This is a genomic window from Pseudomonas sp. SA233, from assembly GCF_054792385.1.
The window spans coordinates 2,383,993-2,404,329 of sequence record NZ_CP096449.1 but is presented as its reverse complement, the minus strand read 5'-3'; the positions used below and the strand labels follow the sequence as shown (position 1 = coordinate 2,404,329).

Annotated in this window: 14 protein-coding genes; 5 read left to right on the top strand and 9 right to left on the bottom strand. The window is 65.0% G+C overall.

Annotation, left to right across the window (positions count from 1 at the left end):
• The first annotated feature begins 10 nt into the window (after positions 1-10).
• Positions 11-1,690 carry an FAD-dependent oxidoreductase gene (locus M1D87_RS11180; RefSeq protein ID WP_123084421.1) on the top strand — a complete coding sequence of 560 codons (1,680 nt, stop codon included), beginning with the start codon at positions 11-13 and terminating at the stop codon, positions 1,688-1,690.
• 191 nt (positions 1,691-1,881) lie between these two features.
• On the top strand, positions 1,882-3,207 hold the full coding sequence (locus tag M1D87_RS11175; RefSeq protein ID WP_123084422.1) for an MFS transporter: 1,326 nt from the start codon (positions 1,882-1,884) through the stop codon (positions 3,205-3,207).
• Positions 3,208-3,564: 357 nt separating this feature from the next.
• On the opposite strand, the gene M1D87_RS11170 is transcribed toward M1D87_RS11175, so the two are convergent.
• The 3 genes from M1D87_RS11170 to M1D87_RS11160 all read right to left on the bottom strand — a co-directional run bounded on the left by M1D87_RS11170 (position 3,565) and on the right by M1D87_RS11160 (position 6,367).
• Entirely contained in the window at positions 3,565-4,380 is an 816-nt protein-coding gene (locus M1D87_RS11170) for a sugar phosphate isomerase/epimerase family protein (RefSeq protein ID WP_123085847.1), read from the bottom strand.
• Positions 4,381-4,397: 17 nt separating this feature from the next.
• On the bottom strand, positions 4,398-5,450 hold the full coding sequence (locus tag M1D87_RS11165; protein ID WP_123085848.1) for a Gfo/Idh/MocA family protein: 1,053 nt from the start codon (positions 5,448-5,450) through the stop codon (positions 4,398-4,400).
• Between the two features lie 140 nt (positions 5,451-5,590).
• Positions 5,591-6,367, bottom strand: a complete 777-nt coding sequence (locus M1D87_RS11160) for an IclR family transcriptional regulator (RefSeq protein ID WP_023662480.1) — start codon at positions 6,365-6,367, stop codon at positions 5,591-5,593.
• 194 nt (positions 6,368-6,561) lie between these two features.
• On the opposite strand from M1D87_RS11160, the gene M1D87_RS11155 reads away from it, so the two are divergent.
• Entirely contained in the window at positions 6,562-8,274 is a 1,713-nt protein-coding gene (locus tag M1D87_RS11155) for an FAD-dependent oxidoreductase (RefSeq protein WP_123085849.1), read from the top strand.
• 353 nt (positions 8,275-8,627) lie between these two features.
• Here the strand turns inward: M1D87_RS11155 and M1D87_RS11150 are convergent, their stop codons facing one another.
• From M1D87_RS11150 to M1D87_RS11130, 5 genes are all read right to left on the bottom strand, one after another.
• Positions 8,628-8,891, bottom strand: coding sequence for a DUF3077 domain-containing protein (locus tag M1D87_RS11150; RefSeq protein WP_085721595.1), 264 nt, complete (start codon positions 8,889-8,891; stop codon positions 8,628-8,630).
• 520 nt (positions 8,892-9,411) lie between these two features.
• On the bottom strand, positions 9,412-12,297 hold the full coding sequence (locus M1D87_RS11145) for an HD domain-containing phosphohydrolase (protein ID WP_123084976.1): 2,886 nt from the start codon (positions 12,295-12,297) through the stop codon (positions 9,412-9,414).
• 299 nt (positions 12,298-12,596) lie between these two features.
• Complete coding sequence (locus M1D87_RS11140; protein ID WP_039613332.1) at positions 12,597-14,090, bottom strand: aldehyde dehydrogenase; 1,494 nt, start codon at positions 14,088-14,090, stop codon at positions 12,597-12,599.
• 178 nt (positions 14,091-14,268) lie between these two features.
• Positions 14,269-15,651 carry an aspartate aminotransferase family protein gene (locus M1D87_RS11135; RefSeq protein ID WP_123084975.1) on the bottom strand — a complete coding sequence of 461 codons (1,383 nt, stop codon included), beginning with the start codon at positions 15,649-15,651 and terminating at the stop codon, positions 14,269-14,271.
• A 42-nt stretch (positions 15,652-15,693) separates the two neighbouring features.
• Complete coding sequence (locus M1D87_RS11130; protein ID WP_123084974.1) at positions 15,694-16,536, bottom strand: helix-turn-helix domain-containing protein; 843 nt, start codon at positions 16,534-16,536, stop codon at positions 15,694-15,696.
• 280 nt (positions 16,537-16,816) lie between these two features.
• Between M1D87_RS11130 and M1D87_RS11125 the strand changes: the two genes are divergently transcribed.
• Together M1D87_RS11125 and M1D87_RS11120 are read left to right on the top strand one after the other, a co-directional pair.
• The gene (locus M1D87_RS11125) at positions 16,817-18,196 is read left to right on the top strand and encodes an APC family permease (RefSeq protein WP_123084973.1); all 1,380 of its coding nucleotides are present in this window, start codon (positions 16,817-16,819) and stop codon (positions 18,194-18,196) included.
• Between the two features lie 162 nt (positions 18,197-18,358).
• Positions 18,359-19,732 carry an 8-oxoguanine deaminase gene (locus M1D87_RS11120; protein WP_123084972.1) on the top strand — a complete coding sequence of 458 codons (1,374 nt, stop codon included), beginning with the start codon at positions 18,359-18,361 and terminating at the stop codon, positions 19,730-19,732.
• Positions 19,733-19,792: 60 nt separating this feature from the next.
• Here M1D87_RS11120 and M1D87_RS11115 read toward each other — a convergent pair whose 3' ends face one another.
• Positions 19,793-20,284, bottom strand: a complete 492-nt coding sequence (locus tag M1D87_RS11115; protein WP_123084971.1) for a GNAT family N-acetyltransferase — start codon at positions 20,282-20,284, stop codon at positions 19,793-19,795.
• Between the last annotated feature and the right edge of the window lie 53 nt (positions 20,285-20,337).

Here is a 20,337-nt window from a genome sequence, read left to right as displayed (position 1 = left end):
GAACCCCACGATGCAACCCCTCGAATGTGACGTACTTGTCATCGGCTCCGGTGCCTCTGGCCTGGCTGCCGCCGTTACTGCCGCCCATCATGGCCAGCAGGTGATCGTCGCGGAAAAAGCCAGCCAACTGGGCGGCACCAGTGCCTGGTCGGGGGGCTGGCTGTGGATACCGCGCAACCCGCTGGCCATTGCCGAAGGCATCGTCGAGACCGACGATGCCCCGGAGCGCTACCTGCGCGGGCAAACCCACGTCAGCGAACTGGACCCGCGCCAGCGCGCCTTCCTGCACCATGGCCCGCAGATGGTGGCGTTCTTCCAGCAACACACCGCCGTGCAGTTCCAGTGCGGCAGCCGCATGCCCGACATGCGCGAGGGCGATGGCAGCACGCGCGGTGGTCGTTCGCTGTGCGCCCTGCCATACGACGGGCGCCTGCTCGGGCCCTGGCTGCACAAGCTGCGCCCACCGCTGGACATCGTCAGCCTGGCCGGCATGGGCATTGCCGGCGGCGCCGACATGGCCGCCTTCTTCAACGCCACACGCTCGCCCACGGCCGCGCTGCATGTGAGCAAACGCCTGCTGCGCCATTGCCGCGACCTGCTGCTGCACCGCCGCGGCCTGCAACTGGTCAATGGCAACGCCCTGGTGGCACGGCTGCTGCGCAGCGCCCTGGACCTTGGCGTGACGCTACTGACCGACAAGCCGGCCAGCCGCCTGCTGGGCGAAGGCCGGGTCAGCGGCGCACAGTTTGCCGACGGCCAGCTGATCCATGCCCGCCGCGGTGTGGTGCTGGCCTGCGGTGGCTTTGCACATGATCGCCAGCGCATCGCGCACCTGATGCCGCATGCGCCGGACGGTACCCAGCATTACTCCGCAGCCCCCAGGGAAAACAGCGGCGACGGCCTGCACCTGGGCGAACAGGCCGGTGGCCTGGTCCAGGCGACCACGGCCCATGCGGGTGCCTGGGCACCTGTGTCGAGGGTGCCGCGCAGCAATGGCAGCTTCGGCCATTTCCCGCACTTGGTCGATCGCGCCAAACCCGGCTTCATCGCCGTGCGCCGCGATGGCCGGCGCTTCGTCAACGAGGCCGATTGCTACCACGACTTCATGAACGCACTGTTCGCCGCCACGCCAAAGGGTGAAGCGCCGGAAGCCTGGCTGATCTGCGACCATGCCGCGCAACGTCGCTATGGTATCGGCTGGGCCAAGCCCTTCCCTTTCCCCACCCGTCACTATCAACGCTGCGGTTACCTGCACAGCGGTCGCACGCTGGAGGAACTGGCGCAGCGCTGCGGGATCGACATCGAGCAGTTGCAGCGCACGGTGGACGGCTTCAACCGCCATGCAACCCGGGGTGAAGACCCGCTTTTCCAGCGCGGTGTATCGGCCTACAACCGGGCGCAGGGCGAGCCGTCGCAAGCCCCCAATCCGTCGCTGCGGCCACTGCTGCACGGGCCGTTCCACGCAGTGAAACTGTTGCCGGGCAGCCTGGGTACCTTCGCCGGCCTGGGCACGGATGCCTCGGCCCGGGTACTGGACCGCAATGCGCGGCCGATCCCCGGGCTGTATGCGGTGGGCAACGACATGCACAGCGTGATGGGCGGGCATTACCCGAGTGGCGGTATCACACTGGGGCCGGGGATGACATTCGGTTATCTGGCTGGTAGAGCGTTGAGTACCTTGACCACCTGAATTCACGTTGCCCCTTGCCTCGCCTGCAGGCCCAACGCAACCGTTCGGTAACCGAACACTAGCCCCTCCCTTTAATTGACGCTGCCGCCTTCACTGCTCACCATGCACCGGCCTTGCGTGCCCCCTGCCTGGGAACTGGTCACGTACTCGCAGCACCGCAGCTGAATACAATTTCAAGAATCGAGCAGTTTATGAACCACTCCAAGACCACCCCCGCCGCCCCCCGGATGCCCCAGGGTTCGATCGGCGACAAGCTTCGCGGCGCCTTCGGCGTCGGCAAGACCCGTTGGGGCATGCTTGCCCTGGTGTTCTTCGCCACCACCCTGAACTACATCGACCGTGCCGCGCTCGGCATCATGCAGCCCGTCCTGGCCAAGGAAATGAGCTGGACGGCGATGGACTACGCCAACATCAACTTCTGGTTTCAGGTCGGCTACGCGGTCGGCTTCCTGCTGCAGGGCCGGCTGATCGACAAGGTCGGGGTGAAGCGCGCGTTCTTCTTCGCCGTGCTGCTGTGGAGCCTGGCCACCGGCGCTCACGGCCTGGCCACCTCGGCCGCTGGCTTCATGGTCTGCCGCTTCATCCTCGGCCTGACCGAGGCCGCCAACTACCCGGCCTGCGTGAAGACCGTGCGCCTGTGGTTCCCGGCTGGCGAGCGGGCCATCGCCACCGGCCTGTTCAATGCCGGCACCAACGTCGGCGCCATGGTCACACCGGCCCTGCTGCCGATGATTCTGGCCGTCTGGGGCTGGCAGGCCGCGTTCATCGCCATGGGCAGCCTGGGCCTGGTGTGGGTGGTGCTGTGGGTGTTGAAGTACTACAACCCTGAAGATCACCCGCGCGTGCGCCAGAGCGAGGTGGAGTACATCCAGCAGGATGACGAGCCCGAGCCAACCCGCGTGCCGTTCAGCCGTATCCTGCGCCTTCGTGGCACCTGGGCCTTCGCGGTGGCCTACGCGATTACCGCACCGGTGTTCTGGTTCTACCTGTACTGGCTGCCACCGTTCCTCAATCAGCAATACAGCCTGGGCATCAACGTGACCCAGATGGGCATCCCGCTGATCATCATCTGGCTGACGGCGGACTTCGGCAGCATCGGCGGCGGCATCCTGTCTTCCTGGCTGATCGGCCGTGGCGTGCGCGCCACCACCGCGCGGCTGGTGTCGATGCTGATCTTCGCCTGCACCATGGTCAGCGTCACCTTTGCCGCCAACGCCAGTGGCCTGTGGGTCGCGGTGGCGGCCATCTCGCTGGCGGTGGGCGCGCATCAGGCATGGACGGCGAATATCTGGAGCCTGGTGATGGACTACACGCCCAAGCACCTGGTGAGCACGGTGTTCGGTTTCGGCAGCATGTGCGCTGCGATTGGCGGGATGTTCATGACGCAGATCGTCGGTAGCGTGCTGACCGCTACCAATAACAACTATGCCGTGTTGTTCACCATGATCCCGGCGATGTACTTCCTGGCGCTGGTGTGGATGTACTTCATGGCGCCGCGCAAGATCGAGAGCGCCTGAACGCGCTGACCATTTTCCTCTACGGGGCCCTTGCGGGCCCTTTTTTTGGCCAGTCAGCAAACAGCAGTTCTTGCCTGCCCGGCCTCATCGCCGGCAAGCCAGCATTGGTTCGGCGAGGTTCTGTAGGAGCAGCCTTGTGCTGCGAAGAGGCCGGGGCTGACAAAGCCTGTCTATTGGCTGTACCGGCCTCTTCGCAGCACAAGGCTGCTCCTACAAAGGACGCGTCAGACGAGCGATATTGGTTCTCTGCGCGACAGCGCAGCCCAAAGGGCAGGGCAATCTCCCACAGTTACCTGTGGGAGCGGGCGTGCCCGCGAACACGGGCGGTAGCCCGTGCCATGCGCCGCCCTCTATCAATCAGACTCTGGCCAACACTGCCATGGCCTTCTCCAGCGCCATACGCGCACGCTGTTCGCCGCTCATACCCTGTTCCAGCAACTGCCGTGTGGGGATCTCCAGGCTCAACGGCACATTTGGCGGCAAGCCGCGCAGCAGGCCGACCAGATCGGCATCGCCCTCGCCCGGGAAGCGCCGCTCGTTGCGTGCCTGGCGCAGGATCTCGTCCATCTCGGCCGGCACCGGGCCGGCAACGTCGCACAGCTGGGCATAGCGCATGCGCTGCGGTGCCAGTTGCGCCAGATCGTCCAGCGAAGAGCCGGAGCGGTTGAAGTGGAAGGCATCCACCAGCACGCAGCCATTGGCACGGTCGGCGTTGGCCACCACCCGCATGGCCTGGCGCAGGTCACGCACATCAGTCCAGGGCATGAACTCCAGATGCGGATGGATGCCATACCCCACCGCCAGGTCACACAACGCAGCAAAGCGCTCGGTCAGCCGCGCTTCATCCGGGTCGTTGCCAGCCACCAGCAGCTCCGTGCCGCCCAGCTCGGCGCCCACCGCCAGGATCGGCTCGAAATCGGCGACACAAGTTTCCGGCTTCAGCCTCAGGATCTCCAGGTCGAGCACCTTGATGCCCGTGTCGCGCAGGCGCGCCTGGGTCTGCCGGCGCAGGCCTGCATCGGCCACCAGCGGGAAATGCTGCTCCTGCTCGGTGGCGGGCACCAGGCGCAGGCCAACGTGGCTGTAACCGGCGCGGGCAGCTGCCTCGACCATGTCCGGCGGGGACAGCTCGAGTACCGTCAGCGCTGCCAGAGAGAAAATTCGATCAGTCATTATCGTCACCCGACAATTCAAGCAATGTGCTCGGGCGCACAGGCCCGGCCAGTTTCCGCGGCCTGGCGGATCGCCTCGATCAGCGCCAGGGTACGGCCACCATCGGCGGCATCGATCAGTGGCGCCTGCTCACCCCGGGCAACCCGCACGAAGTGTTGCAACTGCAAGGTCAATGCCTCGCCGGCAGGGATGCTTTCCTCGCTCTGCAACAACGGCGTGTGCCAGCCCGACCCGGCCTCGGCGTAGTGCCAGCGCTTGAGTTGCGGAATGCTCAGCGCCCCCTGGGTGCCGGCCAGCAGGTAGCACGGTTGGCCATCCTGGCGCGGGTAGACCGGGCTTTCGCCGGAGTCCAGCTCCCAGCTCCACGGCGCGGCCACCGCGTCGGAGCCAGTCAGGCTGCCCAATGCTCCATTGGCGAACTGCAGTAGCACCGCGGCGCTGTCCTCGTTGGCAAAACCGCGCACATCGTTGCGGGTGAATGCCTGCACCTGTACCACCTCGCCGCACAGGTGGCGCAACAGGTCGAGGTCATGGATCAGGTTGGTCAGCAGGAAGCCAGCGCCCGGCTCGCGGCGCCAGGGGGTGTCGAAATAGCTGTCGGGCTTTTGCAACTGCCACAGCGCGGTGACGTTGATCAGTCGGCCCAGCTTGCCGTCGGCAATCACCTGGTGAGCCTTGGCGATCAGCGGGTTGTGCCGGCGATGATGGCCGACCAGCACCGGCACATCGTGGCGGCGCGAGGCTTCCACCAGCGCACGGACTTCATCCAGGTGCACGCCCACCGGTTTTTCGACCAGCACCGGTACACCTGCCTCGACGCAGTCCAGGGCGGTGGCGACATGCAGGTTGTTCGGGTTGGCGACGATCACTGCCTCGGGGCGCGCGTGCTCCAGCATCTGGCGGTGGTCGGCAAAACAGGGCACGCCGCATTCGGCGGCAAAGGCCTCGGCCTGCGGGCCCGGGTCGGCCACAGCGCACAGCTGGGCCTGCGGCACATTCAGCAAATGCTGGTAATGCTGGCGGCCCATGCTGCCGGCGCCGATCAAGGCAATACGAAGGGGTGCGTTCAACAGCCTGTCCTCTTGTCATTGTTGTCATGCGGATTCCGGAATCTTATTCCACAATCCACATTCGACAATTTAGAACCAGGTTCAGCTTTTAAGAAGAAGCCGCAGGACAGAGTGTGCGGTAATCGACCGGAAATGCACCTTCAGGCGAACAACTCACTGGCCCGGCTGGCCGCCGACAGTTCCTCTGCCGCCGCCAGCAACAGCGGCGCCAGTTCTGCCAGGCGGCTTTGCGCCAGGCGCGCACTGGGCCCGGCAATGCTCAGCACACCGATCACCTCGTCACTTTGCGGGCGGCGCACCACCGCAGCCAGGGCCGAGGTGCCAATGGCCGAGGTTTCCTCGACCCAGGCATAACCGCGCTCGCGGGCGCGGCGCAGGTAGCTGAGCAACTCGTCGGTGGAGCGCGGCGCATTCGGGCCGAACTGCGCCGGGTCGGCAATGCCCTGGCGCAATACCATCTGCAGCGCCTGCTCATCGTCCAGGCTGGCCAGCCAGGCATGCCCGGACGCGGTGTAGAACAGCGGCGCGTCGCGGCCCATGTCCGGGTCATAGCGCAGCCCGGAGCGGGCACCCTGGGACTTGGCGATCCAGGTCTGGCGGGCGCCGTCGATCACGCCAAGGCGCACCAGTTCGCCACTGTCCTGGGCCAGGCGGTCGAGAATCGGCTGAATGATGTCGGCACCGCTGCTGGCCAGGTAGCGGAAGCCCAGCGCCACCAGCTTGGCCGACAGCTGGTACCGGCTGTTGTCCCGGTTCTGCCGCACATAGCCCAGCCGCACCAGCTCGGTGAGCATGCGATGGGTGGCGCTCTTGGGGATATCCAGGCGCTCGGCCAGGGTTTGCAACGGCAGCCCTTGCGGCTCACCGGTAAGGCTTTCTACAAGACTGAAGGCGCGTTCGATCTGACTACCAGCCATGACACAGGTCCCTGAAATTTCTGCGAATTCTAGAAGATGATTCCACACCGCCGATAGCCGCCGCAGCAAGGGCGGCACGAACTGTCCGGTTATCGCCCATTACTTGCCCGGAAGGGCGGCCATACCCTTGCGGGCCGATTCGCTGCCGATAAGAATGTGGAACCTTGTTCCAATAACAATACAGGAATCCCGCAATGCCTTCCGCTCCCTACGAAACCGAATGCGATGTGCTGGTCATAGGTTCTGGTGCCGCCGGGCTGGCTGCGGCCGTGACGGCGGCCTGGCATGGGCAGAAGGTGATCGTGGTGGAGAAGGAGCCAGTGTTCGGCGGCGCCACCGCCTGGTCCGGTGGTTGGGCCTGGGTGCCGCGCAACCCGCTGGCACGCCGGGCTGGCATTGAGGAAGACATCGAGCAGCCGCGTACCTACCTTCGCAATGAACTGGGGGCGTATTACAACGCCGAACGCGTCGACGCCTTCCTCGAAGCCTGCCCGCACATGGTGGCGTTTTTCGAAAAGCACACGGCGCTGCAGTTTGCCGACGGCAACGGCATCCCCGACATGCATGGCGACACACCGGGCGCGGCCCAGGGCGGGCACCAGGTGATTGCCGCGCCCTATGACGCCCGCGAGGTGGGTGCGCTGCTGCCACGCCTGCGCAAGACCATGCGCGAAACCTCGTTCATGGGCATGCCGATAATGGCGGGTGCCGACCTTGCCGCGTTCCTCAACATGACCCGCTCGCCCAAGGCCTTGCTGCACGTGTGCAAACGCTTTGGCCGCCACCTGTACCACCTGGCCCGGTATGGCCGGGCGATGCACCTGGTCAACGGCGTGGCGCTGGTGGCCCGCCTGGCCAGGTCGGCACAAGACCTGGGCGTGCGCCTGCAGGAATCGGCGCCGGCCAAACGCCTGCTGGTCGAGGATGGCCAGGTGCGGGGCGCGCTGGTGGCTACACCGCAGGGCGAGCAACTGATCCGTGCCAAGGCCGTGGTGCTTGCGGCGGGTGGCTTCCCCAACGACAACGCCCGCCGCCAGCAACTGTTCCCGCGCGATGCCAGTGGCCATGACAACCTGGCCCTGCCCCCCAAGGGTTGTTCGGGTGACGGCCTGCGCCTGGGCGAGTCGGCCGGCGGTGTGGTCGCTACCGACCTGAAGTCGCCGGTGGCCTGGGCGCCGGTTTCGCGAGTGCCGCACCGCGACGGCAGCGTCGGCCATTTCCCGCACATCATCGAACGCGGCAAACCGGGCATCATCGGCGTGCTGGCCAACGGCAAGCGTTTCGTCAACGAAGCGCATGGCTACTACGACTACGTGTCAGCGATGATCGCGGCGGTGCCGCAGGGCGAAGAGGTGTGTTCGTGGCTGGTCTGCGACCACCGTTTCCTGCGCCGCTACGGCCTGGGCCACGCCCGCCCGGCGCCACTGCCGGTGTGGCCGCACGTGCGCAGCGGCTATCTCAAGCGGGCTGCCACCCTCGAGCAGTTGGCCCAGGCCTGCGGCATCGACCCGGTAGGGTTGCGCGCCACGGTCAGCGACTTCAACAACCATGCCCGCAACGGCCAGGACCCGGCGTTCGGCCGAGGTTCCACACCGTTCAACCGCAAGCAGGGTGACCCGCAGCACAAGGGGCCAAACCCTTGCGTGGCGCCCATCGAACATGGGCCGTTCTATGCGGTGAAGGTGCAGCCCGGCTGCTTTGGCACCTTTGCCGGGCTGCGCACCGACGGGAATGCCCGGGTGCTGGATGAAGCTGGGCAGCCGATTGCTGGCCTGTATGCGGCGGGTACCGACATGGCCAGCGTGTTTGGCGGCTGGTATCCGTCGGGTGGTATCAACCTGGGCCCGGCGCTGACCTTTGGCTATGTGGCCGGGCGGCATATTGCCGGGGCGCGGGAGTATGAGTGATTTGTCCTGTATGCCGAAAGGATTGCAGCGCCTGTAGGACCGAGCGCCGCCCGCGCGGCGCTTCGCGGGGCAAGCCCGCTCCCACATTTGTTGCAACGTGGCCATGCCTGTGAGGCCATGGTCGTCAGCCTTGGCGCACGACTGAAGATAGGTGGGGCGGCAGCCGCGCCAACGGAGAGATATCGTCATGCCAACAAAGCGGGCAACTATGGCCTGACAGGCTTGGCACGTTGCAACAAATGTGGGAGCGGGCTTGCCCCGCGAAGCGCCGCGCGGGCGGCGCTCGATCTGACAGGCGCTGAAACTGCCACGGCAAACACCTTGCGGCCCTCATGCGACCTGAAGGCAAACTCTCACTGCTTCATGCCCAGCTCGGCATCATCCATCAGCGCCTTGGCCATCGCGCTCAGGTAATGGGCGGCCCAGATCATCATCGGTTTCTCATCCATCAGGCCGGTGATGGTCAGTTCGCGGACATAGCCCATCAATTCCGAGGACTGCTCGCGGGCATCGCGGCAGGGGATGCCGGGCTCGATGCGGAACAGTGGATGGGTGCCGTTTTCGCCTTGGTAGAAGGTGGTCTTGCCGACGGTAAATTGGGTCTCTTCTGTGGTCATTGGTGAATCCCCTGAAATTTCTCGACTGCTTGCACTGGCCCTTTCGCGGGCACGCCCGCTCCCACAGGTACTGTGCAACTCTTGAGTACGGTGAAGATCCTGTGGGAGCGGGCGTGCCCGCGAAGAGGCCAGAACAGGCAACACATTACTTATGCCCTGGTGCAAAGTGTCTTCGAAGGAATCGGGGGATGTGGGGTGGATCGGGGACAACTTTCAGCATGCGTTGGTATCCATTTGTTGGGCCACTACCGGCCTGCTGTCAAACAAGTAGGTGGCAGCTGTACATAGGTTGACAGACCGGCGGATACCAGAACCGGCGCACGCGAACGTGCCCCATGCACAGCCACCATGAAGGGCAAAGCCATGCGAAGTATCTCGTCGCGGCCTGTCAAAGCCGATCGCTGATGTGCAGCGACCCGCCGAGACTAGAGCGCTGCCAAAGAGGCCGCAACGGGAAACAGGCGGCGTGAGTATCTTTGGGAAATGGCCTACAAGGAAGGGGCTAAATCTGATTTTTCGTTCAGGCCGGGCAACGCATCTGCTCCAGCCAGTACACCACGTCCACCTCGTCGATCTGCTCGGCACGCAGGAACCGCTCGGCATACTGGCGGTACACCCCACTGCTGAGGAACAGCTCCAGCAACTGGCCGTCGATGTGCCCGCCGCGGGCCATGCCCACCAGGATCTTCACAGACTCGGACAAGGTCTTCGGCGCCTTGTAGGGCCGGTCGGCCGCGGTCAGCGCCTCGAAGATGTCGGCAATCGCCATCACCCGCTCGGCAATGCCCAAGTCCTGCTCGCCCAGCCTGCGCGGGTAGCCGCTGCCGTCCATTTTCTCGTGGTGGTTGCCAGCGATGTCCGGAACCCGCTTGAGCTGGCGGGGGAACGGCAAGGAACTGAGCATGATGATGGTCTGCACGATGTGTTCGTTGATCTTGAAGCGTTCCTCGTCATTCAGCGTGCCGCGGCGGATCGCCAGGTTGTACAGCTCGCCGTAATTGCTGGCACAGGCCGGCAGGCGCATGTCGAAGCCCCAGCGGTTGCGCGGGTCGTCCTTGGCCACCGGCGGCTTGCGGGGGCCCCAGGGCACGCAATGCTCAGGGCGGTCGGCCAGCAGTGGCTCGTCAACCGGTAGCGCAGGTGGAGGCACGTCGGCAAAGCGCTCCAGCTCATCACGGGAGATGCCCAGGCGGTTGTCGAAATGGCGCTGCCAAAGGCGCTGGCCAATCTGCTGCAGGCGCTCGATGTCGGCGTCCTGCATGAACTCGCCGCCGATGTTGGCCTGGGCGACGAAGGCGAAGTCGTCCTGCAGCTGCGCCTGGCTGCGCACCAGGGTGGCTTGCAGCGCCTGCTGGTCGCCACCGCTGGCCAGGCCTTGCCAATAAGCTAGCTCGGCATCCCGCCAGAGCACCTCGAAACGCATGCGCACCTCGTGGATACGGTTGTACAAGGTTTCCAGCTTGGTCGCCTTGTCCACCACATACTCGGGGCTGGTCACCTTGCCACAGTCGTGCAGCCAGGCCGCGACGTGGAATTCGTAGCGTTCAGCCGCGGTCATGTTGAAACTGGCGTACGGGCCGGTTTCGGCCGCCACCGCCTGGTCCAGCAGCATCTGCGCCAGTTGTGGCACCCGCTCGCAATGGCCACCGGTATAGGGGCTCTTGGCATCGATGGCATCGGCCAGCAACTTGATCATGGCATCCAGCAGACGTTGCTGGGCTTCGGCCAGCTGGCGCGTCTCGATCGCCACCGCCGCCACCCCGGACAGTTCCGCGACAAAGCTGCGCAACGGCTGGCCTGCCTGCTCGTGTACATGTCCATCGCCCAGTTGCAGGATCAATATGCCCAGCAGCGCCTGGCTGCGGTCATTCAGCACCAAGGCCAGGGTGCCCTCATGCAGGCCGAGGGCCTGGCTCACTGCCGTGGCCAGGTGCTGCTGGGCAGTCTCATCCACGGCCAGCTCGCCAGGGTACTGCTCGCCATGGCAGGCAGCGGCCAGACGCAGCAAGGCGTGTTCGGCATCGAACAGGTAAACCACGCCGGCACTGCCCCCGGCGGCTTCCACCAGATGGGTCAACACACCGTCGAGCATGCGTTCCAGGTCGCGCTCGCTGCTGAGTGTGAGGGTAATCGCCTGAAAGCTGCGGATGGTGCCGGACATGCGGCTAAGCACGCGGCTCAGCTCGCGCACTTCGGATACCCGCGAGCGCACCCCGACTTCGCGGCTGAAATCAAAGCCGGCCAGGCCTTGTACCTGTTCAGCCAGCAACCGCAACGGGCGGCCGATACGCCGGCCAAGCACACCACCGAGCACCAGCAGCACGCTTATCAGGGCAGCGGTCCAGAGCAACTGTTCGAGCAGTACCTTGCGTGCACCGGCCAGCAACTCATGGCCTGGCACGGCAATCAGCACCTGCAGGTCCTGCCCGGCCAGGTTGGTCAGTTGCACACGCATGCCATACCAGGTCTGCCCGTCCACCTGATAAGGTTGCGGCCGGGTGCCTTGCGGCAGGTCGGCGTAAAGGTGCTCCAGGCTGGGAATGCCCAGTTCGTCGATGCGCGACAAGCGCACGGCCTGCCCTTCGTGCACGATTACCCGCTGCAGGTCCGGGTAGGCCACCACGCTGCCCTGGTCGTCGATCACGACGATCTCGGTGCCGGGGGTCATGCGCAGGCCCTGTGTCTCACTGGCCAGGTCGTCGACCGAAACGTCCATGCCGATCACCGCCCCGCCGTCGAGGCTGCGCTGGGCCATGGTCAGGCCGATCTCGCGGGTGGTGAAGAACACATAGGGGTGGGTCAGCACGGTGGTGGGCTGGGCACTGGCTTCGACAAACCATGGGCGCGTGCGCGGATCGTAGCGGTATTCAGGCTTGGCCTGGGCCTGTAGCAGGTTCAGCGAGCGGTCGTAGAAGCGCCATTCACCCTGCACCGCCCCGCCCTCACGGCTGACGGTCTGCACCAGAAATGCCGTGCCCGGCGGTGCGGCGAAACGCTGCAGCATCTGCGGGTCGCGCAAGCGGCGCACCAGCAGGAACTCACCACTGGGGTAACCGATGTAGGCAGCACTTAGCATGCGGTTGGCGTCCAGCGTCTCGACCAGTTGCGGCAAGCGCTCCAGGCGCTGAGCCGGGGTTTGCGCGGCCGGGTTGTGGGCGAGCAGGCGGATACTGCTGTGCACGGGGTCGATCAGGCGCCGGGCGCGCTCGTCGATGGTCTTGCCTATTTGCTGGGCAGAATCACCCGCTGCGGCCACCAAGGTCTGACGAATGCCGTGATAGCCCTGCCAGGCCAGGGCGGCGCCGAGCAGCAACATGCCCAGCACGATGGCGAGTGCCACCAGCCACTGCAGTGAAATGCCACGTCCAGCGTTGCCAGCAGCACGACCATTCGACACGCAGCCCATCTCAGGTACTCCATGTATGGCGGTTTGACGGGGCAGCCAGGACGATCATGCAGGCAGAAGCCATTCGCAGGCAGCGAGACGGGGGCGTGGCGGCACATAGCCCTGCCCCATCTTGGCAGCAGTGTAGAGCGGACCCGAGCTTTCTGCCGGGTTGGCAAGGAAAATTAACGGAACGCCATGAATGATCCGGGTACCGCGTCGCCTGCTTCGCGGGCTTGCCCACTTTCACAGGGACCGCGCAGCACCTGAGCCAGTGCAGTACCTGTGGAAGCAGGCGACGCGGTGCAAGATCGGATGTATCAGGCGCGCAACTGGTACCAGGTGGTCTTGAGCTGTGAATACTTGTCGAACGAGTGCAGCGACAGGTCGCGGCCAAACCCGGACTGCCTGCCGCCGCCGAACGGCACCGTCACGTCCAGCGCATCGACCGTGTTCACCGACACGGTGCCGGCCTTCAACGCCCGTGCCACGCGGTGCACCTGGTTGAAGTCATCGCTCCACACCGACGCCGCCAGCCCATAAATGCTGTCGTTGGCCAGGCACACGGCCTGCTCTTCACTGTCGAAGGCACTGACCGCCAGCACCGGCCCGAATACCTCTTCCCGCGCCAGGCTCATACGGCCATCGACACCGGCAAAAATGGTCGGCTCGATATAATTGTCCGAACCATCGATAGTCAGGCGCCGACCACCGCACACCAACCGCGCGCCATCCTGCCCGGCACGGGCGATGGCGGCTTCGATCCGGCCAGCCTGACCGGCATCGACAATTGCACCGGCACGGCTCGCCGGGTCCAGCGGGTTGCCTGGCAGCCACTGGCGGGCCTTGGCCTGCAGACGCTCGATGAACTCGTCATGAATGGAGCGCTGCACGTACAGCCGCGAGTTGGCCGAGCACACCTCGCCCTGGTTGAAGAAGATGCCGAATGCCGCCTTTTCCGCAGCCAGGTCCAGGTCCTGGCAGTTTTCGAAGACCAGGTTGGGGCTCTTGCCGCCGCACTCCAGCCATACCTGCTTGAGGTTGGACTGGGCCGAATACTGCATGAAGTACTTGCCCACCTGGGTGGAGCCGGTGAACACCAGGCAGTCCACGTCCGGGTGCAGGCCCAGTGCCTGCCCGGCCTGCTCGCCCAGGCCCGGCACCACGTTCAGCACACCTTCCGGCACACCGGCCTGCAGCGCCAGCTGGGCCAGGCGCAGGGCCGAGAACGGTGATTGCTCGGCGGGCTTGAGCACCACGCTGTTGCCAGCAGCCAGCGCCGGGGCGAGCTTCCAGGCGGCCATGTCGAGCGGGAAGTTCCACGGCACCACGGCGGCGACCACGCCGAGGGCTTCGCGGGTGATGGTGGCCAACGCGTTGGGCGCGGTGGGTGCCACCTGGTCGTACAGCTTGTCCAGCGCCTCGCCATACCAGGCGAACACCTGCGCCGAGCCCGGCACGTCGATGTTGTAGGCGTCCATGACCGGCTTGCCCATGTTCAGCGAGTCGAGCAGGGCCAGTTCTTCGCGATGGGCCAGGATCAGCTCGGCCAGGCGCAGCAGCACTTTCTTGCGCTCACCCGGGGCCATGCGCGGCCATGGGCCTTGCTCGAAAGCCCTGCGGGCGCTGGCGACGGCCAGGTCGACCTCGGCCTGACCGCAGGCGGTGACCTGGGCCAATACCTTGTTGGTGGCGGGGTTGATGGCGGCGAAGGTGGCGCCGTCCTGTGCGTTGACGGGCTTGCCGTCGATCAGTGCATTGGCCGGGAGGTAGAGGTCCGAGGCACGTTGTTGCCAGAATTCGAGGGTGTACATTTGTACTCCAGGCGACCGTCGTGCGGTCTTCTTGCGCAAGTAACAGGTACCACACAGTCCGCAAGCACGCCGCACTCCCTCTGTGGGAGCGGGCATGCCCGCGAACCAGGCGACACGGTGGATGGCACCGGCTTCACCGGTGTTCGCGGGCTTGCCCGCTCCCACAGGGATCAGCGGTCTAGAGTTTGCCGACCAGGCGCGCCGTGCGGTCCACGGCAATGCGTGTCTTCTCTACCAGCTCATCCAGCTCGCTGTGGTTGGCGATCAGTGCCGGCGCCATGATCATCCGGCCCAGGGTGGAGCGAATGATCACCCCTTCCTCGAAACCGAAGGTGCGGCACTGCCAGGCCAGGTCGTTCTCATTGGCAAAGCGCTTGCGCGTCGGCTTGTGCTCGGCGAACTGCAGCGCCGCCACCAACCCGGCACCCTGCACCTGGCCGATCAACGGGTGGTCGGCGAACACCTCGCGCAGGATGCGTTGCAGGTACGGCCCGGTGTCTTCCTTCACCTGGCGCACGATGCCTTCGTCACGCAGCGCCTTCAGGTTGGCGATGGCCACCGCCGCCGCCACCGGGTGGCCGGAATAGGTCAGGCCGTGGGCGAACACCCCGCCCCGCTCCACCAGCGCCTCGGCAATGCGCTTGCTCAGCACCAGGCCACCCATGGGCACGTAGCCGCTGGTCAGGCCCTTGGCGATGGACAGGGTGTCGGGCTCGAAGCCGAAGTACTCGTGGGCAAACCATTCGCCAGTGCGGCCAAAGCCGCCGATCACTTCATCGGCGCACAGCAGCACGTCGTACTGGCGGCAGATGCGCTGGATCTCTGGCCAGTAGCTTTCCGGCGGGAAGATCATGCCGCCCGCGCCCTGGAACGGCTCGGCGATAAAGCCGGCGACGTTCTCGGCACCCAGTTCAAGGATTTTCTCCTCCAGTTGCAGGGCGCAGCGGCGGCCGAACTCGGCCGGGGTCAGCTCGCCGCCCTCGGCGTACCAGTACGGTTCATTGATGTGCGCCACATCCGGGATCAACCCGCCCATTTCGTGCATGAACTTCATGCCACCCAGCGCCGTGGCGGCCAGGGTCGAGCCGTGGTAACCGTTCCAGCGGCCGATCATGATCTTCTTGTTCGGCTGGCCAACCACCTGCCAGTAGCGGCGCACGGTACGGATCAGCACCTCGTTGGCCTCGGAGCCGGAGTTGGTGTAGATCGCGTGGCTGTAGTGCCCCGGCAACAGGCTGAACAGCAGCTCGGACAGTTCGATCACCGCCGGGTGGGTGGTGTGGAAGAACATGTTGTAGTAGGCCAGCTGGTCCATCTGCGTGGCAGCTGCGGCTGTCAGGTCGCGGCGGCCGTAGCCGAGCTGGGTGCACCACAGGCCGGACATGCCGTCCAGGTAGCGCTTGCCCTCGCTGTCCCACAGGTGCAGGCGTTCGCCACCGACGATCACCCGCGGCCCTTCGGCGTTCAGCGCCTTCTGGTCGAGGAAGGCATGGATGTGGTGCGCGGCATCGGCTGCCTGGTAGTCACGGGTCTGGCGTTGCGGGGCGAAAGGCGCATTCATTGTTGGTTTTCCTTTGCGGTGGGGTTGCAGGGTGGCTTGCGCTCAGCGCAGCTTGCCCATGTAGCTTTCCAGCGGGTCCTTGCCCAGCACGCCCTGGGCATTGGCCAGCGCGTCGATGAACAGGGAGAACAGCTCGGACTGGGTGCCGATGTCGAGCTTGGCGTAGACGTTCTTGCGGTGTGACTTGATGGTGTCCTCCGACACCCCCAGGCGCTCGGCCAGCGACTTGGTCGAGTGGCCCCGCAGGATCAGCTGGGCGATACGGCATTCACGCTCGGTCAGCAGCGAGCTGCCGAAGTTGTTAAGCGCCGCGTGGATGCGCTGCTCGAGGATGTTCTCGAAGCGCCCGGCGCGGCTGTCCAGCCCGGCGAAATGCTTGCCGAGCACCGCCAGCACCCAGGGCGTGATACGCGCGAACAACGCACGGGTTTGCCCATCGAGCTTGTCGGTGAACGCCAGCGATACTGCCAGGCTCTGCCCGGGCGCGACCTGCAGGATGTAGTTGAGCTCATCCTCCAGGTGCGAGTGCCGGTAGAACGACTGGTAGTACTCGCTGACCTCGAAATGGTCGGGCGCCACTTCGAACAGGCCGTAGCAACCGGACTCGACCTGCTCCACACAGGCGCCGTAGAACGGGTCGAGCAGATAGAAGCCGGACAGGTAGCGGCTGACATTGCCCTCGGGCTGCCAGGGCGCCTTGTCGTCCTGCTCGAACAGCGCGCAGGGCATGCCGTCGTGCGGGTACAGGTACACCGTGGTCGCCTGGATCGGCCGGATCACGCCAAGCGCAGCAAACAGGGTGGCGGCAAAGCCCGGTCGGCCGATCGCCTCGGTGACCTTGGCCAGGTGCTCGAACCACTGTTGCGAAAGCAATTGATCAGTCACTTTGGGCCTGCCGTCTCAAGTAAAGGCACCGCTGCCAGTGCGGTGCGTCGTTGGCCAGATACTCCCATGGCACTGCAAACACCGAAATCACCCTTTGGGGTGAGCAGGCAAAGCCCCTCCCGGCTCACCCCAAAGGGTGATTCCGGGTACCGGCGGGGTGTGGGAGCATCAACCCGCCCCAGCGCTGCGAGCCACCCGCTCGACCTCCTTGCACAACACCTACCGGTATCGAGCCCGCTCGCATACCGCGGCGTCCTGCATCCCTTTCCAGGAGTTAGCAATGCATACAACAACAAGTACAGCCCATAGCCCTGCACATAGCCCGTCGCAACCCACCGCCAGCAACGGCCGTTTCCGCAAGTCCATGGGGCTGCCCGCCCTGGTGCTGTTCGGCCTGGCCTACATGGTCCCCCTTGCAGTATTCACCACCTATGGGCTGGTCACCCAGATGACCAAGGGGCACCTGCCCATCGCCTACCTGCTGACCCTCGCCGCCATGCTGCTGACCGCCTACAGTTACGGCCGCATGGTCCAGGCCCACCCCTACTCCGGCTCGGTCTACACCTACACCCGCAAGGCCTTCGGCAGCCACATCGGCTTCATCGCCGGCTGGACCCTGCTGCTCGACTACATCTTCCTGCCGCTGCTCAGCTACCTGCTGATCGGCATCTACATGTCGGAGTACTTCCCGGCCATCCACGCCTGGGTGTGGGTGGCCGGCTCCATTGCCCTGGTCACATTCCTCAACCTGATCGGCATCGAGTCGATCACCCGGGTGAACTGGATACTGGTGGTGGTGCAACTGGTGTTCATCGTCGTGTTCGTCGCCCTGTCCATCCACAACCTCAGCGGGCAGGCGCAGCCGGTGTCGCTGCTGGCGCCGTTCCACCACGAAGGCTTCAGCGTGCCGTTGATCATGACCGGCGCCGCCGTGCTGTGCCTGTCGTTCCTGGGCTTCGATGCGGTCTCGACCATGGCCGAGGAAACCAGCAATCCGACCTACCGCATTCCCGTGGCAATCCTTGCCGTGTCGCTGATCGGCGGCATGTTGTTCCTGGTGGTGTCGTACTGCGCACAGATGGTGTTCCCTGACTGGGGCAGCTTCGCCGACCCGGACTCGGCGTCGGTGGATGTGATGCGCCGGGTCGGCGGCGAGCTGCTGGTGACGGCCTTCACCGCCACCTACGTGGCCGGCTGTTTCGCTTCGGCCATGGTGTCCCAGGCCAGCGTGTCGCGGGTGCTGTTCGCCATGGGCCGCGACGGTGCGTTGCCCCGCGCGTTCGGCCAGCTGGTGACGAAAAAGCGCGTACCGGCCACGGCCATCCTGCTGGTCAGCCTGCTGTCGCTGATTGCCCTGGTGATCACCCTCGACACGGTGGCAAACATGATCAGCTTTGGCGCACTGTTCGCCTTCTCGGCGGTGAACCTGGCCGTGGTCAAGCACTACCTCATCGACCAGAAGCTGCGTGGTGGTCGCAACTACTTGCTGTATGGCGCCATTCCCGGCCTGGGCTTTCTCAGCACGTTGTGGCTGTGGAGCAGCCTTACCAGCCTGTCGTTCACCATCGGTTTGTGCTGGATGGGCATGGGCCTTGTGGTGCTACTGGGGCTTACCCGCGCGTTCAGGGTGAAGCTGCCGGAGTTGCAGATGGCCGAGTGACTTACGCGCTGTCGAGCATTTGCGCGGTCCCACAGGGGGCCGCGCATACAGAGGCCAGCACAGGACCATCAGCCCTGTATACAATCCACAAAAACCTTGCTTACAATGCCATGCGCCTATGACATCGGTAATCGCCGATGCGTATTGCGACAGGCTTAAGCCATGTCATCTACAAATGCTCCAAGAACGCTACTGGTCAAAAACGCCGAACTGCTGGTCACCATGGACGGCGAACGCCGCGAGATCAGGAACGGCGGAATGTTCATCGAAGGCAACCTGATCCGCAAGGTCGGCCCCAGCGATACCCTGCCACAACACGCCGACGTGGTGCTGGACATGGCCGGCAAGGTGGTCATCCCGGGCCTGGTAAACACCCACCATCACATGTACCAGAGCCTCACCCGCGTGGTGCCGGCGGCCCAGGACGGCGAGCTGTTCAACTGGTTGACCAACCTCTACCCGATCTGGGCACGCCTGACACCCGAGATGATCGCGGTGTCGACCCAGACCGCCATGGCCGAACTGATCCTGTCCGGCTGCACCACCTCCAGCGACCACCTGTACATCTACCCCAACGGCTGCAAGCTCGACGACAGCATCCATGCCGCCGACGAGATCGGCATGCGCTTCCACGCCGCGCGCGGCAGCATGAGCGTGGGCCGCAGCCAGGGCGGACTGCCGCCTGATTCGGTGGTGGAAAAGGAAGCCGACATCCTCAAGGAATCCCAGCGCCTGATCGAGGACTATCACGACGCCAGCCACGGCTCGATGCGCCGCATCGTGGTGGCGCCCTGCTCGCCGTTCTCGGTCAGCCGCGACCTGATGCGCGAAGCCGCCGTGCTGGCGCGCCAGTACGGTGTGTCGTTGCACACCCACCTGGCCGAGAACGTCAACGACATCGCCTACAGCCGCGAGAAGTTCGGCATGACCCCCGCCGAATATGCCGAGGACCTCGGCTGGGTCGGCCACGACGTGTGGCACGCCCACTGTGTGCAACTCGACCAGCACGGCATCGAACTGTTCGCCCGCACCGGCACGGGTGTCGCCCACTGCCCATGCTCGAACATGCGCCTGGCCTCGGGCATCGCGCCGGTGCGCAAGATGCGCGACCATGGGGTGCCGGTGGGCCTTGGGGTCGACGGTTCGGCATCCAACGACGGCGCCAGCATGATCGGTGAAGTGCGCCAGGCCTTGCTGCTGCAACGGGTGGGCTTCGGCCCCGACGCGATGACTGCGCGCGAGGCGCTGGAAATTGCAACGCTCGGCGGCGCCAAGGTGCTCAACCGCAATGACATCGGCGCACTGGCGCCAGGCATGGTGGCCGATTTCGTCGCCTTCGACCTCGGCCACGTGGCCTATGCCGGTGGCCACCACGACCCGTTGGCGGCACTGGTGTTCTGCACCCCGACCCAGGTGCACACCAGTGTCATCAATGGCCGTGTGGTGGTTAAGGACGGCCAGCTGGCCACGGTCGACCTGCCACGGGTGCTGGAGCGCCACAACCAGTTGGCACGCCAGCTGGTCAGCGGCGAGTAAGCAACCATTCGGGGCCGCCTTGGCGGCCCATCGCCGGCAACGCTGCCGTGTCTTGCGAAATCAGAGGACCATGAGCATCTCATGCCAGGCCATGCCGCCGTGGTCCGACGGCGACGGCTTCACGTACTGATACCCCAGCTTCTGGTACAACGCCACATGCTGTTCCTTGCACATCAGGTGAATGGTCAGCTTGCCCGCCGCCTTCATGCGCACGATGAATTCATCCATCAACCGCTTGGCGTAACCTTTGCCCTGGTGCGCCGGGTCTACCACCACCGACATGATCACCACGTGTGGCGCCGCCGGGTCATGCCCGACCAACTCCTTGAATGCCTCGTCGGACATCACCACTTCGTGGGCACAGCCGCTATTGATGAAACCGACGATCTCGCCCGCGTTTTCCAGCACCAGGAAGCCCTGCGGATACTGCGCGATGCGAGTGCGGATCTTCTCCAGCGTGGCCGCCTCGTCGCCTTCGTAGGCACCGATTTCGATGGCATAGCAGCGTTCGGCATCGGCGGCTGTGGGGGTGCGAAACTGGGGGGCGCTCATGGCGGGTTTCCTTGGTAATGGGCAAAAACAACCGCCATGGTAAATGAGCGCCG

Bases quoted from the DNA above. Each gene is read 5' to 3' on its own strand.
- M1D87_RS11180 (WP_123084421.1), top strand. From the start codon at position 11: ATGCAACCCCTCGAATGTGACGTACTTGTCATCGGCTCCGGTGCCTCT.
- M1D87_RS11175 (WP_123084422.1), top strand. From the start codon at position 1,882: ATGAACCACTCCAAGACCACCCCCGCCGCCCCCCGGATGCCCCAGGGT.
- M1D87_RS11170 (WP_123085847.1), bottom strand. From the start codon at position 4,380: ATGACTGATCGAATTTTCTCTCTGGCAGCGCTGACGGTACTCGAGCTG.
- M1D87_RS11160 (WP_023662480.1), bottom strand. From the start codon at position 6,367: ATGGCTGGTAGTCAGATCGAACGCGCCTTCAGTCTTGTAGAAAGCCTT.
- M1D87_RS11155 (WP_123085849.1), top strand. From the start codon at position 6,562: ATGCCTTCCGCTCCCTACGAAACCGAATGCGATGTGCTGGTCATAGGT.
- M1D87_RS11150 (WP_085721595.1), bottom strand. From the start codon at position 8,891: ATGACCACAGAAGAGACCCAATTTACCGTCGGCAAGACCACCTTCTAC.
- M1D87_RS11145 (WP_123084976.1), bottom strand. From the start codon at position 12,297: ATGGGCTGCGTGTCGAATGGTCGTGCTGCTGGCAACGCTGGACGTGGC.
- M1D87_RS11140 (WP_039613332.1), bottom strand. From the start codon at position 14,090: ATGTACACCCTCGAATTCTGGCAACAACGTGCCTCGGACCTCTACCTC.
- M1D87_RS11135 (WP_123084975.1), bottom strand. From the start codon at position 15,651: ATGAATGCGCCTTTCGCCCCGCAACGCCAGACCCGTGACTACCAGGCA.
- M1D87_RS11125 (WP_123084973.1), top strand. From the start codon at position 16,817: ATGCATACAACAACAAGTACAGCCCATAGCCCTGCACATAGCCCGTCG.
- M1D87_RS11120 (WP_123084972.1), top strand. From the start codon at position 18,359: ATGTCATCTACAAATGCTCCAAGAACGCTACTGGTCAAAAACGCCGAA.
- M1D87_RS11115 (WP_123084971.1), bottom strand. From the start codon at position 20,284: ATGAGCGCCCCCCAGTTTCGCACCCCCACAGCCGCCGATGCCGAACGC.